This window comes from Nakamurella endophytica, assembly GCF_014646215.1.
GTDB classification, from domain to species: Bacteria; Actinomycetota; Actinomycetes; order Mycobacteriales; family Nakamurellaceae; genus Nakamurella; species Nakamurella endophytica.
Window position 1 is genome coordinate 73,552 of the sequence record NZ_BMNA01000014.1, and the last position, 15,820, is coordinate 89,371.

Here is a 15,820-nt window from a genome sequence, read left to right on the forward strand (position 1 = left end):
GCGTCCGGATCGGCACCTCTATCCTGGGTCGATGCGGCAGGCGTACCAGATCCGGCTCAACGACCTCGGCGAGCACGGTGCGCGCATGTGCCGGGTCGCCAGCAACAACCTGCGCGACGCGACCACCGCGCTGCTGACCGCGGACCTGTCGCTGGCCGAGCAGGTCATCGCCACGGACGTCCAGCTGGACGTCATGCGGGCCAATTCCGAGAACGTGGTCCTCGAGCTGCTGGCCCTGCAGGCCCCGGTCGCGTCGGACCTCCGGGCGGTGGTGTCGGCGTTGTGGATCGTCGCCGACCTGCAGCGGATGGGGACGCTGGCCATCCACGTCGCCAAGGCCGCCCGCCGGCGGCATCCCGCCTCGGTCATCCCGGTGGAGGTCCGGCCGATCTTCGAGCGGATGGGCCGGGTCGGCGTGCACCTGGCCGACCAGGCCGGCACCATCCTGACCGAGCGGGACGTCGCCCTCGCCCGGAGCATGGAGTCCGAGGACGACCTGATGGACGACCTGCACCAGGAGATGTTCGCCGCGCTGCTCTCGCCGAACTGGTCGCACGGTGTCGCGCCGGCCGTCGACATCACGCTGCTCGGCCGGTTCTACGAACGCTTCGCCGACCACGCCGTGGCCGTCGCCCGCCGGGTGGTCTTCCTGGTGACCGGGGAGAACGTCGGCGGCGACACGACGCCTGCCTATACTCCGCCCGAGCGCTGACCCCCACCCGGACGGGTCCCCTGCACGCGCACCCGCCGACCGGGCGGCCGGACCGGACGGGTGCGGGTGACGGGTAGCGGCTCGGCCGGCTCGAGCGGCGCGCCCCGCTCCGGCCGGTCGACCCGCGGTCCGGATCGCGCCTCCCGAACCTCGGCCGAGCCCGCCGGGCCGGCGGTCCCGACGGTCCGCCGCGCGGGGCCCCGCGGTTCGCGGCCGCTGCGACCGTCCGGCCACCGCCGCCCTGCCTGGCCGGGCACCGCCGCGCTGGCCGTGCTGATCTTCGCGGTGCAGGTGGCCAGCCCGTCGGTGACCATCGGCGACTCCCGGCTGTCGGCCATCACCGCCTGGCGCCTGCTGACCCACGGCGACCTGCACCTGGAGTCCTACCGGGTGGTCACGGCGCTGGCCGACCGGTACGACCTGGTGGCCCACGACGGGCACCTGCTGCCCTACTTCCCGTGGCCGACCATGCTGTTCGTCCTGCCGGCCGTGCTGCTGCTCGCCGCGACCGGCCACGACCCGGCCATGCTGTCGATCGCCGACCCTGCGCGCACCTTCCTCGTCGAGGTCCCGACCGCCGCCGCGGTCGTCACCGTCACCGCACTGCTCGTCCGGGCGACCGTCCGCACCGTCGAGGGCGTCGGCCGGCGCTCGGCCCTGCCGACACTGGCCGCGCTGGTCTGGGCCTTCTCCACCAGTGCCTGGTCGATCGGGTCGAGAGCGCTGTGGCAGCAGACCGTCTCGATGATGGTGCTGGCACTGGCGGTGCTCGCGGCGCGCCGGCTCGGCACCGGTCGCCGGTGGCCCTGGGTGCTGGGCGTCGCGCTCGCCGCGGCGCCGCTGGTGCGGCCCACCGATGCGGTGTTCTCGCTGCTGGTCGGTATCTGGCTGGTGGTCCGGCACCGCGAGGTGCTGGTGCGGGTGGCTCTGCCGGCCGCCGCGGCGCTGGCCGTCTTCCTGGCCGTGTCGGCCTGGCAGTACGGGACCCCGGTGCCGCCGTACTACCTGCCCTCCCGGCTCGCCGGCTCGGCACCGATCGGGTTCGCCGACGGCCTGGCGCTCAACCTGGTCTCGCCGTCCCGCGGGCTCGCGGTGTACGACCCGGTGCTGCTGCTGGCCGTGGCCGGGGTGGCCCTACGGTGGCGACGCCGGCGCCTCGATGCGCTGGACGCCGTGCTCGTCGCGGCCGTCGCCGCACAGCTGCTGGTCATCGCACAGTTCGGCTCGACCGGCGGCCATGTGTTCGGGCCGCGCCTGATGATCGACGTGCTGCCGCTGCTGGTGGTGCTGGCCGCTCCTGCCCTGGCCGTGCTGACCCGGGACGGCCGGCCGGAACGGTCCCACACCACTCGCCGCCGGCTGGCCGTTGCCGGGGTGGTCGCGGTGCTGGCCGCCGGTCTGGCCGTCAACGCCACCGGGGCGCTGCTGCGCAGCAGCCGGTGCTGGAATCTCGAACCGATGGACGTCGACGCCCGGCCGTCCCGGATCTGGGACTGGGCCGATCCGCAGTTCGCCTGGCCCTACCGGCAGCTCGCCGACGGCGGCACGGTCGGTGACGTCCTCGCCCCACACTGCGACAGACCTGCGTCAACCACCGGTTGACGCAGGTAGGGCGTCAACCTATCGTTGACGCATGACGAACCCCGCGCCCCTTCCGGTCATCCGTCTCGACGACCTCATCGCGGGCATCAAGAAGGCCCACCCCGACGTCCTGGACCAGCTGGCCGACGCCGTGCTCGCCGGGGACCACCTGGGCGAGGTGGCCGACCACCTGATCGGCCACTTCGTCGACCAGGCACGGCGTTCCGGCGCGTCGTGGACCGACATCGGCCGCAGCATGGGCGTCTCGAAGCAGGCCGCGCAGAAGCGGTTCGTCCCCAAGGGCGGCACCGCGGATCTCGACCCGCAGCAGGGGTTCGGCCGGTTCACACCGCGGGCCCGCGAGGTCGTCATGGCGGCGCACCAGGAGGCCAGGGACGCCCGCAACGACGCCGTGGAACCGGCGCACCTGGTGCTCGGCCTGCTGCACCAGCCGGAGGGCCTGGCGGTGCGGGCGCTGGTGGACCAGGGCGTCGAGCCGGACCGGGTGCGCGCCGCCGCGGCCGCCGTCCTGCCCGGCGCCGCCGCGGAGCCGCCGGAGCTGGTGCCCTACGGCCCCGCCGCCCGCAAGGTGCTGGAGCTGACGTACCGCGCCGCGCTGCGGCTGGGCCACAACTACGTCGGCACCGAGCACCTGCTGCTCGCGCTGCTGGAGAACGAGAACGGATCGGGACCGCTGGCCGCGGCCGGCGTCGACCCGGCGCGGCTCGAAGCGGCGATCGTCGACCTGCTGGCACCGTTCACGGGCGGGACCACGGCCGGCTGACGGACCCGGTCCGCCACCGCGGCGTGCCGGCAGCCGGCGCCGGGCAGCAGCCGCGTGGGGCCGGTACGCCGATCAGCCGAATCGGCCGGAGATGTAGTCCTCGGTCGCCTTCTGGCTGGGGTTGGAGAAGATCTTGCTGGTCTCGTCGTACTCCACCAGCCGGCCGGGCTGCCCGACGCCGGCCAGGTTGAAGAACGCGGTCCGGTCCGACACCCGCGCCGCCTGCTGCATGTTGTGGGTGACGATGACGATCGTGTAGCTGGCCTTGAGCTCGGCGATCAGGTCCTCGATCGCCAGCGTCGAGATGGGGTCCAGCGCCGAGCACGGCTCGTCCATCAGGAGCACCTGCGGCTCCACCGCGATGGCCCTGGCGATGCACAGCCGCTGCTGCTGGCCGCCGGACAGGCCCGCACCCGGCCGGTTCAGCCGCTGCTTGACCTCCTCCCACAGGTTGGCGCCGCGCAGCGAGCGCTCGACGATGTCGTCGAAGTCGTTCTTGGACTTGCGGGTGCCGGCGATCTTGTACCCGGCGATGACGTTGTCGTAGATCGACATCGTCGGGAACGGGTTGGCCTTCTGGAAGACCATGCCCACCGTGCGCCGGACGTTGACCGGGTCCACGTCCGACCCGTAGAGGTCCTCGCCGTCCAGCAGCACCTTGCCGGTCACCCGGCCGCCGGGGATCACCTCGTGCATCCGGTTCAGGGTGCGCAGGAACGTGGACTTGCCGCAGCCGGACGGACCGATGAATGCGGTGACGGTCAGCGGCGCGATGTTCACCGACGCGTCCTGGACCGCGAGGAAGTCGCCGTAGTACACGTTGAGGTTCTCGACGTCGATCTGCTTGGCCATGGGTTCTCCGTGTCGGTGCGGGTCGGCCGGGCGGTCGGCCGGGGTCTCGGCGCTCGCGTGCGGGCGGCGCAGGAGCGGGTCTGCGGTCGGGGTCAGCGGGTCTTGGGCCGGGCGAGCCGGGCGAGCAGCCGAGCCCCCACGTTGAGCAGCAGCACGAGCAGCACCAGGGTCAGCGCCGCGCCCCAGGCGCGGGCCTCGCCGAAGTCGCTGGCGTTGCCGGTGCGCTTGCCCAGCTGGTCCCAGACGAACATCGGCAGCGTGGCCTGGTCCCCATGGAACGGGTTGTTGTTGATCTTCGCCGCGTACCCGACGAGCAGGATGAGCGGCGCGGTCTCCCCGGCGACGCGGGCGATGGCCAGCAGCGCGCTGGTGATCAGGCCGGACAACGCGGTGGGCAGCACGACCTTGACGATGGTGCGCCACTTGGGCACGCCGAGGGCGTACGAGGCGTCGCGCAACTCGCGCGGCACCAGCTTGAGCATCTCCTCGCTGGACCGCACGACGACCGGCAGCATCAGGATCGCCAGGGCGATCGAGCCGGCGGCGCCGAACGGGCGCAGACCGGTGCCCAGCAGCAGGAACGTGTAGACGAACAGGCCGGCGACGATCGACGGCACACCGGTCATCACGTCGACGAAGAAGGTGACCGCCCGCGCGAAGCCGCCCTTGCCGTACTCCACCAGGTAGATCGCGGTGAACAGGCCGATCGGCAGGGCGATGATCGCCGCGATCGCCACCTGCTCCAGGGTGCCGATGAAGGCGGCGTAGAGGCCGCCGCCGGCGCGCGAGCCGACGCCGTTCATCGAGTGCGTGAAGAAGTCGGCGTTGAACGCCGGCAGGCCCTTGACCACGATGTAGCCCAGGATCAGCACCAGCGGGACCAGGGCCGCCACGAAGCTGGAGTAGATGAGCGTCGAGGCCAGCCGGTCCTTGGCGCGGCGGCGTCCCTCGACCCGGAACGACCAGCCGGTCAGCACCACGACGAACAGCAGCGCCGCGCTGAAGAAGGCGGTGAGCCAGCCGGTCCAGCCGAGCACGGCCTTGAGGGCCAGCGCGAGCACGACCCCGGCGACCGCGGCCGCGACGGGCGCCCACCGCGGCAGCCGGGCGCCGACCAGTTCCGAGGGTTGCGTCCGGGTGGGCCGGCTGCCGGCGGCGAGGCTGGTCATGCGGTGAACTCCCGTCGGCGGGCGATGATCATGCGGGCGGCCGAGTTGACCAGCAGGGTGATGACGAACAGGCACAGGCCGGCGAAGACCAGCGCCGGGATGCCCTTGGGCGACCCGCTGGCCTCCCCGAACTTCAGCGCGATGGTGGAGGCGAAGGTGTCGCCGCCCGGCTCGGTCAGGTGCGGGTTGATGACGAACCCGGAGTTGAGCACCAGGGCGACGGCGATCGTCTCGCCGAGCGCCCGGCCCAGGCCGAGCATCGCGGCGGAGATCATGCCGGCGCGGCCGAAGGGCAGCACGGCGGTCCGGACCATCTCCCACTTGGTGGCCCCCAGCGCCCAGGCCGCGTCCATGGTCTCGCCGGGCACCTGCAGGAAGACCTCGCGGGTCACGGCGGAGACCGTCGGCACGATCATGATCGCCAGCACGATGCCGGCCATCAGCAGGCTCTGCCCGTACTGCGCCGTGCTGGTGGCGGTGGTGTTCTTCAGGAACGGCAGCCAGCCCCAGTACTCCGAGAGCCAGCTCTGGAAGCCGCGGGTGTTCGGCACCAGGAAGTACAGGCCCCACATGCCGAAGACCAGCGACGGCACGGCGGCCAGCAGGTCGACGATGCCGCCCAGGACGGTGGCCATCCGCCGGCGGGCGTAGTGCGCGATGAACAGCGCGATGCCGATGGCGACAGGGACGCCGACGAGCATGGCGATCAGCGCGGACACCACCGTGCCGAACAGGATCGCCGCGATGCCGAAGAACGGCGGGGAACTCTGCGGCCGCCAGGCCTGGGTGGTGATGAGGTTGCCGCTGTTGCCGGAGAACGCGGGCAGCGCCTTCCAGATCAGGAACACCGCGATGGCGGCCATGACGACCAGCAGCAGGCCGCCGGACCCGGCGGCGAGTCCTTTGAACACCCGGTCACCGACCCGGGTGGACCGGCCGGTGATGGAGACACCGTGCGGCGCCGCGGCCGGTGCGGCACCGTGGCGCCGGGTGGGCGCCGCGACGGTACCGGAGGCTCCCGAGCCGGCGGTGCCGGCGAGCCGTCCGGTCAGCGCCTCGGTGGCCGCCGTGCCGTGCTCGCCGGCCTCGGCCAAGAGCTCGGCCTCGGCCGTGCGGGGGTCGGCGGCGCGGTCGTCGGCGGCGACGCGGTCCCAGGTTTCGGGCATGTCTCCCTCGCTCGGACCGGGGGTCCGGGGGCTCGTCATGGGTTCATGGTGACGCACGTCCCGCCCTGCCGGCGACCGTCGGTCCCCGTCACGCGGGCGCCCGGCCGGCCACCCGTCACGCGGGCGCCCGGACGGGCCGGGATCAGCTGAGCGCCTTGACGGCGTCGACGACCTTGGTCTGGATGGACGCCGGGAGCGGCGCCGCACCGAGGTCGGCCAGGGACTGCTGACCGTCGGTCGCGGCGTAGCCGAGGAACGACTGGAGCAGCGCGGCCTTGTCGCCGTTGCCGGCGGAGCAGACGATCTCGTAGGTGACCAGCACGATCGGGTAGGCGCCGGCCTCCTTGGTGGCGTAGTCCAGCTTCAGCGCCAGGTCCTTGCCGGTGCCGACGATCTTCGCCGCCTGCACGGCCTTGCCGGCCGACTCGGCGGTCAGCTCGACCGCGCCGGCACCGTTGTCGATCTGGGCGATCGGCAGCTTGTCGGACTGGGCGAAGCCCCACTCGACGTAGCCGATGGCGCCGGCGGTGGACTGCACGGCCTTGGCCACGCCGTCACTGCCCTGGGCGCCGGTGCCGCCCGGGGCGGTCCAGGCCTTGCCACCCTCGAACGTCCAGCCGCCGGCGGCGGTCAGGTACTTGGTGAAGTTGTCGGTGGTACCGGAGTCCTCGCTGCGGTGGACGGTCTGGATGGCGTCCGACGGCAGCGTGACGCCCTTGTTCAGGGCGGCGATCTGCGGGTCGTTCCAGGTCTTGATCTGGCCGCCGAAGATGCCGACCAGGACCTTGGGGGTCAGCACGAGCGTGTCGACGCCGGACAGGTTGTAGGCCACCGCGATCGGGCCGGTGACCATGGGCAGGTCGATCGCGTCGTTGCCGCCGCACCGCTGCTTGGCCGCCGCGGTCTCGGTGTCCTTGAGAGCCGAGTCGCTGCCGCCGAAGTCGGTCTGGTTGGCGCTGAAGTCGGAGACGCCCTTGCCGGACCCGCCGCCGCCGTAGTCGTTGACCGACGCCCCGCACTTGGCGTTGTAGTCGGTGATCCACTGGGCGATGACCTTGCCCTGGGCGGTCGAGCCGGACGAGCGGAGCTCGCCGGTGGCGCAGGTGAAGCCGGCGCCCTCGAAGGTGGTGGCCGAGCCGCCGCCGGACGTCGCGGACGACGAGCCCGAGCCGCCGGACGCGGCACCCGAGGTGGCGGCCGAGCTGCCGGCCCCCGACGCGGACGCCGACGACGAGCCCGATCCCGAGGCGGAGCCGGTGTCGGACGCCGCCGAGCTGGTGGCCGCGGACGGGCTCGCCACGGAGTTGGACGACGAGCTGCTGGACGAGCTGGACGAGCTCGACGACGAGGCGGTGTTGTCGTCGGAGCCGCAGGCGCTGAGCACCAGGACGCCGGCCGCCAGGGCCGCGGTCGCGGCCCATCGCGTGATCTTCACGCTGGGTTCCTCCAGGGGGTGCAAGGTTCGGCCGGCACGCGCCGGCCCACCGCGGTGCGGTGTCACCCGGACGCTAGGGAGCCCGGGTGGCGCGTCGGCGCCGCGACGGTGAACGCGGGGTGAACGACGGCTGCCCGATCCGCGTCCGGCGGCCGGACACCGACCCGGAGAGGTCAGCTGAGCTGCGCGGATCCGCCGGACGGCGGCGGGCTGTGGGGGTCCTCACCCGGGCGGTAGACGACGTCCGTCCGGCTGGTCGTGAATCCCAGCCGGCGGTACAGCCGCAGCGCCGGCTCGTTGTCGCCCTCGACGTAGAGCAGCACCTCGCCGACTCCGAGGCCGGCCAGGTACCGCAGCCCGGCCAGGGTGAGCGGGGCGCCGAGCCGGCGGACCGGCGAGAGCGGGTCGACGCCGAGCACGTACACCTCGCCGGCGGCGTCCGCACCCGTCCGTGGATCCGCGGCGTGCACCTTGGTCCAGTGGAAGCCGAGCAGCCGGTCGTCGGCGTCGACGGCCAGGAAGAAGCCGGCCGGGTCGAACCAGTCCTGGGCGTACTCGAGCGCCAGCCCGGCCGCGTCCAGCCGGCCCTGCTCCGGGTGCCAGGCGAGCGCCCGGCCGTTGACCGCCAGGAAGGCCGCGTCGTCGACCCCGGGGCGCAGCGTGCGCAGCCGGACCCCGGCCGGCCACGCCGGCTCCGGCAGCGGCTCGGTGCCCGGGCCGACCGGCCGGCGCATCTGCATCAGCACGCGGGACGGGCGCAGCCCCAACCGGGCGGCGACCGCGCGGGCCGGCGGCAGGTCGCCGTGCGCCCACACCGCACCCGAGCGGGCCAGGGCGGCGCGGACCAGCTGCGTGCCGGCGCCCCGCCCGCGGTGTCCGGGGTGCACCACCACCTCGACCGGATCGGGGCCGTGCGCGACGGCGACCGCTCGCAACCCGCCGGCGTCCGGATCGTCGCCGCGGTCGAGCAGGTAGAGGTTGCGCTGGTCGGGCGGCAGCAGGGCGGCCGCGGCGGCGGACGGACCGTCCAGCGCCAGCGCCTCCAGCACGTGACCGGACAGCGGTGCCACGCCGTCCGCCGCGGCGGCCTCCGCGGCCAGCCGGACGACGTCCGCCCGCAGCGCGGCGTCGGGCTCCGCGGACCAGGAGGCCGGGCCGCCGGGGCTCACGACCCGGCCGTGCCGGACCGGGCGGGCGGCACCATTTTGTAGCCGACGTTGCGGACGGTGCCGATGAGCGCCTCGTGCTCCGGCCCGAGCTTGGCGCGGAGCCGCCGGACGTGGACGTCCACGGTGCGGGTGCCGCCGAAGAAGTCGTAGCCCCAGACCTCGGTGACCAGCTGCTCCCGGGTGAAGACCCGGCCCGGGTGCTGCGCCAGGAACTTGAGCAGCTCGAACTCCTTGTACGTCAGCTCGAGCGGGCGGCCGCGCAGCCGCGCGGTGTAGGTGTCCTCCTCGATCGTCAGCTCCCCCAGGCTGACCAGGCCGGAGTTGGCCGAGCTGGCGGTGCGGGCGGCGAGCAGCCGCAGCCGGGCGTGCACCTCGGCCGGCCCGGCGCTGGCCAGGACCACGTCCGCGACACCCCACTCCGGGCCGATGGCGACCATGCCGCCCTCGGTGACGATCGCCAGGATCGACACCGCCAGGCCGTCCGCGCCGAGCAGCCGGCACAGGGTGCGGGCGGCGGCCAGGTCGTGCCGGGCGTCCAGCAGCACCAGGTCGTACGGACCCGAGGTGACCAGCGAGGCGGCCTCCGGGGCCGCGGCCCGCACCTTGATCGGCAACAGGTCGATCGCCGGCAGCACCGTGGCGGGGAGCGGATCGGCGGTCAGCAGGAGCAGGTCCATGTCACCGCCTCGGCCGCCGGGGGCCGCGCGACCGGCCCGAACGCGCCGATCCTAACCGTCGGCGGCGGGCCCCCTGCTCACCCGAGCAGCCGCCGGGCCACCGGGCGGTCACCCCGTGTTCATCCCAGGGACACGACGGGGTGACACTGGCGCCCGTGGATCGCGGTCGGGTCGAGGAGGTCGTCGCGCCGTTGTCGGCCCCGCCGCCGACCGCCGACAGCCGCCCGCCGCGGCCGGCCGTGCCCCTGGACCTGCTGTCCCTGGACGGCGTCCGGCTGCGCGGCGTGCACCACCCCGGCGTCGCCGGCGGGGCCGCCGTCGTGGTGGCGCACGGCTTCACCAACGCCACCGCCAAGCCGTCGACCCGGGCGGTGGTCGACCGCATGGCACGGCACGCGGCCGTCTACGCCGTCGACTTCCGCGGTCACGGCCGGTCCGGCGGCCGGGCGAGCGTCGGGCGCGACGAGTGGCACGACCTGGACGCCGCCGTCGAGCGGGCCAGGACGGACGGCTACCGGACGGTGTCGGTCGTCGGCTTCTCGATGGGTGCCGCGGTCGCGCTGCGGCACGCGGTGCTGGGCCGCCGGCCCGCCGACGCGGTGGTCAGCGTCTCGTCCCCGTCCCGGTGGTTCATCCGGGACAGCGTGCCTATGCGGCGGGTGCACTGGCTGCTGGAACACCCGTCCGGGCGCCTGGTGGGTCGCGCGCTCGGCGTGCGGCTGGCGACGCCGTGGCCGGAGATCCCGACGACCCCGCTGGAGGCGGTCGCCGGCGTCGCCCCGCGGCCGTTGCTGCTGGTGCACGGCACGGCGGACCACTACTTCGGTCCCCAGCACGCCGCCGCCCTGCACGCCGCCGCGGGCCACGGCAACCTGTGGATCGAGGCCGGGATGACCCACGCCGAGTCCGGCACGACACCCGAGCTGGTCGACCGCATCGCCGGCTGGCTCGCCGCCCGGACGACCGCCTGACGCCCGTCCGGCGACGGGTGCGAGGCGGATGCGCCTCCCGCGCACGGGGCGGCAGGCGACAATCGCCGGGTGCGGACGCTGCTGGTCACCCTGCTGCTGCTGGCGCTCGTCGTCGTGGGCGTGGACATCGGCGGCCGGCTGCTCGCCGAGTCCAAGGCCGGCGAGGCGGTGGCCCGCGAGGGCCACCTGGCGACGGCACCGGACGTGACCATCCACGGGTTCTCGTTCCTGGCGCAGGCCATCCCCGGCAACTACGGCAAGATCACGCTGACCTCGCAGGACCTGGCGCTCGGTCCCGTCGACGGCGTCGCCGCGGTGGTCGACCTCTACGACGTGCGGCTGCCGCTGTCGGACGCGCTGCAGGGTGACACCCGTCGGCTCACCGCGGGGTTCGCCGACCTGCGGGCGCAGATCCCGACGTCCGCGCTGGCCGCCGCGCTGCACCAGCCCGGGGTCACCGTCACCGCCGGGCCCGACGGGACGATCCGGCTGGGGACGTCGGCCACCGTGCTGGGACGCCGGGTGCCGGTGTCGGTGGACCTCGGGGTGCAGTTCGCAGCCGGCGTGCTGCGGCTGCGGGCGCAGAGCGTGCAGGCGGCGGGGGTGTCGTCGTCGGTGTTGAACGGCCTGGCGTCGGGCTATTCGCTGGACATCCCACTGGACGGGCTTCCGGTCCCGGTGACCTCCGCCAGCGCCCGCGTGGAGGGCAGCCAGTTGGTCGTGGTGGCGCAGCTGGCGGACCTGACCGCCGGCATGCTGCAGTGAGCCCCGGCCGGGCGGCGGACGCCCGGCTTCCGCCGCCCGGTCACGGTCGGCCCCCGGCCGCCGGGTCGCCGCTAGGGCATCCGGGTGAAGGTCCGGTTGCTGCTACCGTGTCCGCCATGGGCCCGCTGCTGACCTCCCGGCGCGCGGTCGACCTGGTCCGGGTCGGCAGCGCGCTGTGTCGGCTCGGGCTGCGGGCCGTGCCGTCCGTCTGAGCCCTGCTCCGGACGCACCCCGGTCGACCCCCCCGCCGCGCGCACGGCTGCGCGTCCCGGGCCGGGGTGCACCGTCCCGCTGCCTGCCGGCCGTCGCCGCCGGATCCGGGCGACACCATCCCTGCCGCACGCCTGTCCCCTGCAGAAGGAGCACCCATGAGCCGCGAGGACGCCCTCGTCACCGCCGACTGGGCCGAGGCCAACCTCTCGACGCCCGGCCTGGTCTTCGTCGAGGTCGACGAGGACACCACCGCCTACGACGCCGGCCACCTGCCCGGCGCCGTCCGGATCAACTGGAAGACCGAGCTGCAGGACCCGGTGCGGCGCGACTTCGTCGACCGGGCCGGCTTCGAGAAACTGCTGTCCGAGAAGGGCATCGCCAACGACGACAGCGTCGTGCTCTACGGCGGCAACAACAACTGGTTCGCCGCCTACGCCTACTGGTACTTCAAGCTGTATGGCCACCGGTCGGTCAAGCTGCTCGACGGCGGCCGCAAGAAGTGGGAGCTGGACGGCCGGCCGCTGACCACCGACGCCACCGAGCGTCCGGCGACGAGCTACACCGCGCAGGAGCAGGACCACTCCATCCGGGCCTTCCGCGACGAGGTCGTCGCCGCCATCGGCCAGCAGAACCTGGTCGACGTCCGCTCCCCCGACGAGTTCTCCGGCAAGCTGCTCGCCCCGGCGCACCTGCCGCAGGAGCAGTCGCAGCGCGGCGGGCACATCCCGACGGCGATCAACGTGCCGTGGTCCAAGGCGGCCAACGAGGACGGGACCTTCAAGTCCGACGCCGAGCTCGCCGAGCTGTACGCCGGCGCCGGCCTGGAGGACGGCAAGGACACCATCGCCTACTGCCGGATCGGCGAGCGCTCGAGCCACACCTGGTTCGTGCTGAGCGAGCTGCTCGGCAAGGAGCGGGTGAAGAACTACGACGGCTCGTGGACCGAGTACGGCTCGCTGGTGGGCGTGCCGGTCGCCACCGGCTCCTGACCCTCGCGCCGGCCGGCCGACTGCCCACCCAGCGCCGGCCGGCCGGCGCGCCGGTCCCGTCCGGCACCCCGGCCCGTCCCATCCAGGAACCTCCGACCCGACCACAGGAGTCCCCCATGTGCGGCGCACCGCAGCAGACGCTCGACCTCCCGCCCGGCACCGACACCACGACGCAGGCGGTGCTGCAGGGCAAGGTGCTGTCCGGCGCCGCCCCGGTGGCCGGCGCCTTCGTCCGGCTGCTCGACGGCGGCGGCGAGTTCACCGCCGAGGTGGTCGCGTCGGCCGGCGGCGACTTCCGGTTCTACGCGGCCCCCGGCCGGTGGACCGTCCGGGCGCTGTCCCGGTCCGGCACCGGACAGTCGGAGGTCACCACGACCACCGGTGTGTACTCCGTCGACGTCCTGGTCGGCTGAAGTCCGTCCGGAGCCGGGCGGCCCGGGTGCCGGGTGCGCCCGCGGCCGGGTGCCGGCCGCGGCGGAGACTAGGCTGCTGACGTGGAGATCTTCTACACATCGCTGCTCGTGCTGGTCGGGGTGCTGGTCGCCTGGTTCGCGTTCTACGTGATCTACCGGCTGCTGCACGAGGACAAGTGAGCGCCGGCGACACCGCGGGAGCGGTGCCCGGCGACGACACCGATCCCGCCGGCGGTTCGGCCGACGGCGCGGCCACGGCCGCTGCCGCGCCCCGCCGCAGCGGTGACGAGGCCGTCGCGGCCGCCGACGAGCGCGCCCAGTCCACCCGCTGGGTGAACATCGAGTCGCTGCCCGCGCTGCCGGTGCCCGAGGACACCGCGAACCTGCGGATGGGCGTGCCGCTGAACGACGCCTGCCTGCCGCTGCTGCCGCTCGTCGGCGTGTGGCGCGGCACCGGTGTCTACGGCAACGAGCCCGGTGTCCAGCTGCCCCAGTTCGGCCAGCAGATCGTCATCGCGCACGACGGCCGCGACTTCCTGTCGTACTCGTCGGTGACCTGGCGGCTGGACGCCGACGGCCAGGTGACCGCCCCCGGTGCGCGCGAGGCGGGCTTCTGGCGGCCGCAGCCGGACGGCTCCGTCGAGCTGCTCGTCACCCACGCCGAGGGCCGCATCGAGGTCTTCTACGGTCAGGCCAGGTCCGTGGCCAGCTGGGGGCTGTCCACCGACGGCGTGTGGCGCTCGTCCGGCCCGCCGGTGGTCGGCGCGACCCGGCTCTACGGCATCACCCCCGACGGCCGCCTGGCCTACGTCGAGGAGCGGGCGCACACCGACGACCCGCTGGCCCCCTACGCCTCCGCGGCGCTCGAGCGCATCGCCGGCTGAACCGATAACCTTGATTGAAACGTGATCTCGGACCTTACGGGAATGTGATCGCCTTCCTTCGCTGCTCTGCCGCTACTGTTGGACAGCGCAGCAGGAACAGCGACCCGACCTTCGGAAGCCGGGTCATGTTGACGAGGCCTGCACGACACCAGAGTTGCGTTGATCGCCCGGGCTCCATGCGCAAGTCAAATAGCGCGTTGGATCCGGCGAATCGAAGGCGTGGCTTTGATTACGTGGCGATCCGGCGGAGGCCTTCCGACATCGCTTCCGCAATCTCGTCCGCCGCATCCGACAGTCCGCCCACCCGGACCGTCCTTTCCGTCCGCACGTAGACTCGTGCGGGATTGCCGGGAACTATCATGATCTCCGATATGCCACCACTTTCACGCATGTCGGCTAGTTGTTGCGGGTCATGACGTTGGTGACGGCGGGGCGGGTGTGAAGGGGGCAGGCCCTCGGCGACAGGATGTGGGTGTCTACGCCTCATCACGTGAAGTCAGCCAAGGAGCCTGCCCGTGTCCCACCGTAATGCCCCGTTGACCCCGGAAGGTCGGCTCCGCTTGGTCCAGCGGTGCGCCACCAGGCCGTTGTCGCATGTCGCGGCCGAGGCCGGAGTGTCGCGGGCGTGTCTGTCCAAGTGGCGGGCCCGCCACGGCCAGCTCGGCGAGGCGGGCCTGGTCGATCGGTCCTCGGCGCCGCTGCGCTCACCAACGCAACTGTCTGATGATCTTGTCGCGCGGATCGAGCAGCTGCGCCGCGACCGCAAGTACTCCGCCGCCCGGATCGCGCTGGAGCTGGCCACCGACGGCCACCAGGTGTCGGTGCGCACCGTCGGGCGGTGGTTGGCCCGGCTGGGCATCAACCACCGCCGCCACCTGGACGTCGACGGCACTGACCTGCGCCGACCGGGCAGGATCATGGCCCGGTTCCCCGGCCACATGATCCATCTGGACGTCAAGAAGGTCGGCCGGATCCCCGACGGCGGCGGCTGGCGCGCCCACGGCCGCGGCTCGGCCCAGCACCGGGCCACCGGCCGAGCCAAGACCGCCAAGAACGGCGGCGCCCGCGCCGGCTACGTCTACCTGCACTCGGCGGTCGACGGGTTCTCCCGCCTGGCCTACACCGAACCCCTGGACGACGAGACCGCCGCGACCACCATCGCGTTCTTCGCCCGCGCCCGGGCGTTCTTCGCCGCCCACGGCATCGGCCGGATCGTGCGGGTCATCACCGACAACGGCCCCAACTACCGCTCCACCGCCTTCACCCGCACCGCCACCGCGCTGGCCGCCCGGCACCAGCGGACCCGCCCCTACACCCCACGGCACAACGGAAAAGTCGAGCGCTACCAGCGGATCCTGGCCGACGAACTGCTCTACGCCCGCACCTGGACCTCCGAAGCCCAACGAGCACGAGCACTCTCAATCTGGAACATCCACTACAACTACCATCGACCCCACACCACAGCCGGCGGCCGACCCCCAGCCTCACGCCTCCGCGCCGGCGTCACCAACGTCATGGCCTCAAACAACTAGTCGGTACGGGACGGGGGCTCCAATTACATTCCGGACGGAAACCCGCAGCGAAGGAAACCGGGTGCTATTGAGTACCGAGCCGTTTATCGCCGAAGTCGAATACGCGAACCAAAGTAGAAGTGACTGCCGCCCCGCTCTCGCCCACGCAGCCCAAGTATTCCCGGCGGGATTCCGCTCCGTCAGCAGATTGAACGCCGAACTCGTGACCGGATCCAGCAAGGTTAAAGACGTGTGCCTTACGGTCATCGCTACCGCCAATGCGTCGAAGAAGTCGTAGACTGCCCGGCGCCACAGCTCGAACGAACTGGACGAAAGTCGTTCAACCTCCTCGCGCACCAGCCTGCGTAGGAAGCTCGGCCTACCGACCTCACGGACATACCGCTTCTGGGCATCGAGCAACACCCTAACTAAGGGATAAGGGTCGCCACCGGCGTCCGAGTCCGCTAGTTGTACTGACCGGACAGGTTGGTTAAGCGGGTGACCGGGGCCTGGTTCCCGATTGCGGTGT

At 73.0% G+C, this 15,820-nt stretch carries 16 protein-coding genes; 10 read left to right on the plus strand and 6 right to left on the minus strand.

The annotated features are described in order from the left end of the window. Nucleotides 1–31: 31 nt before the first annotated feature. The 3 genes from phoU (at nucleotide 32) to IEY37_RS19470 (ending at nucleotide 3,077) form a co-directional block, all read left to right on the plus strand. Complete coding sequence (gene phoU, locus IEY37_RS19460) at nucleotides 32–712, plus strand: phosphate signaling complex protein PhoU (protein ID WP_188944576.1); 681 nt, start codon at nucleotides 32–34, stop codon at nucleotides 710–712. 270 nt (nucleotides 713–982) lie between these two features. Continuing rightward, a complete protein-coding gene (locus IEY37_RS19465; RefSeq protein ID WP_188944577.1) occupies nucleotides 983–2,314 on the plus strand; it encodes a hypothetical protein in 1,332 nt (443 codons plus the stop codon). Nucleotides 2,315–2,345: 31 nt separating this feature from the next. Continuing rightward, nucleotides 2,346–3,077 carry a Clp protease N-terminal domain-containing protein gene (locus tag IEY37_RS19470; RefSeq protein WP_188944578.1) on the plus strand — a complete coding sequence of 244 codons (732 nt, stop codon included), beginning with the start codon at nucleotides 2,346–2,348 and terminating at the stop codon, nucleotides 3,075–3,077. Between the two features lie 72 nt (nucleotides 3,078–3,149). On the opposite strand, the gene pstB is transcribed toward IEY37_RS19470, so the two are convergent. The 6 genes from pstB to IEY37_RS22590 form a co-directional block, all read right to left on the minus strand. Further along, the gene (pstB, locus tag IEY37_RS19475; protein ID WP_188944579.1) at nucleotides 3,150–3,929 is read right to left on the minus strand and encodes a phosphate ABC transporter ATP-binding protein PstB; all 780 of its coding nucleotides are present in this window, start codon (nucleotides 3,927–3,929) and stop codon (nucleotides 3,150–3,152) included. A 92-nt stretch (nucleotides 3,930–4,021) separates the two neighbouring features. Continuing rightward, nucleotides 4,022–5,098, minus strand: a complete 1,077-nt coding sequence (pstA, locus tag IEY37_RS19480; RefSeq protein WP_188944580.1) for a phosphate ABC transporter permease PstA — start codon at nucleotides 5,096–5,098, stop codon at nucleotides 4,022–4,024. Then, nucleotides 5,095–6,303, minus strand: a complete 1,209-nt coding sequence (pstC, locus tag IEY37_RS19485) for a phosphate ABC transporter permease subunit PstC (protein ID WP_229674672.1) — start codon at nucleotides 6,301–6,303, stop codon at nucleotides 5,095–5,097. Before pstC ends, pstA begins: the two co-directional genes overlap by 4 nt. A 103-nt stretch (nucleotides 6,304–6,406) precedes the next feature. After that, nucleotides 6,407–7,699 carry a phosphate ABC transporter substrate-binding protein PstS gene (pstS, locus tag IEY37_RS19490; RefSeq protein ID WP_229674673.1) on the minus strand — a complete coding sequence of 431 codons (1,293 nt, stop codon included), beginning with the start codon at nucleotides 7,697–7,699 and terminating at the stop codon, nucleotides 6,407–6,409. A 173-nt stretch (nucleotides 7,700–7,872) separates the two neighbouring features. After that, nucleotides 7,873–8,868 (minus strand): mycothiol synthase, encoded by a 996-nt coding sequence (mshD, locus tag IEY37_RS19495; protein ID WP_188944581.1) that lies wholly within the window; start codon nucleotides 8,866–8,868, stop codon nucleotides 7,873–7,875. Beyond that, nucleotides 8,865–9,545: a winged helix-turn-helix transcriptional regulator gene (locus tag IEY37_RS22590; RefSeq protein WP_188944582.1), complete on the minus strand. Its 681-nt coding sequence runs from the start codon at nucleotides 9,543–9,545 to the stop codon at nucleotides 8,865–8,867. Before IEY37_RS22590 ends, mshD begins: the two co-directional genes overlap by 4 nt. A gap of 155 nt (nucleotides 9,546–9,700) precedes the next feature. Here IEY37_RS22590 and IEY37_RS19505 point away from each other — a divergent pair, with 155 nt between their 5' ends. The 7 genes from IEY37_RS19505 (at nucleotide 9,701) to IEY37_RS19530 (ending at nucleotide 15,312) form a co-directional block, all read left to right on the plus strand. Next, entirely contained in the window at nucleotides 9,701–10,516 is an 816-nt protein-coding gene (locus IEY37_RS19505) for an alpha/beta hydrolase family protein (RefSeq protein WP_229674674.1), read from the plus strand. 69 nt (nucleotides 10,517–10,585) lie between these two features. Next, nucleotides 10,586–11,281, plus strand: a complete 696-nt coding sequence (locus tag IEY37_RS19510) for an LmeA family phospholipid-binding protein (protein WP_188944583.1) — start codon at nucleotides 10,586–10,588, stop codon at nucleotides 11,279–11,281. Nucleotides 11,282–11,397: 116 nt separating this feature from the next. Continuing rightward, nucleotides 11,398–11,493 carry a putative leader peptide gene (locus tag IEY37_RS22885; protein WP_373298397.1) on the plus strand — a complete coding sequence of 32 codons (96 nt, stop codon included), beginning with the start codon at nucleotides 11,398–11,400 and terminating at the stop codon, nucleotides 11,491–11,493. Between the two features lie 156 nt (nucleotides 11,494–11,649). Then, entirely contained in the window at nucleotides 11,650–12,483 is an 834-nt protein-coding gene (locus tag IEY37_RS19515) for a sulfurtransferase (RefSeq protein WP_188944584.1), read from the plus strand. 116 nt (nucleotides 12,484–12,599) lie between these two features. Next, nucleotides 12,600–12,896, plus strand: coding sequence for a DUF1416 domain-containing protein (locus IEY37_RS19520; protein WP_188944585.1), 297 nt, complete (start codon nucleotides 12,600–12,602; stop codon nucleotides 12,894–12,896). A 176-nt stretch (nucleotides 12,897–13,072) separates the two neighbouring features. Further along, on the plus strand, nucleotides 13,073–13,780 hold the full coding sequence (locus IEY37_RS19525) for a heme-binding beta-barrel domain-containing protein (protein ID WP_229674675.1): 708 nt from the start codon (nucleotides 13,073–13,075) through the stop codon (nucleotides 13,778–13,780). A 515-nt stretch (nucleotides 13,781–14,295) separates the two neighbouring features. After that, the gene (locus IEY37_RS19530) at nucleotides 14,296–15,312 is read left to right on the plus strand and encodes an IS481 family transposase (RefSeq protein ID WP_188944586.1); all 1,017 of its coding nucleotides are present in this window, start codon (nucleotides 14,296–14,298) and stop codon (nucleotides 15,310–15,312) included. The last annotated feature ends 508 nt before the right edge of the window (nucleotides 15,313–15,820 follow it).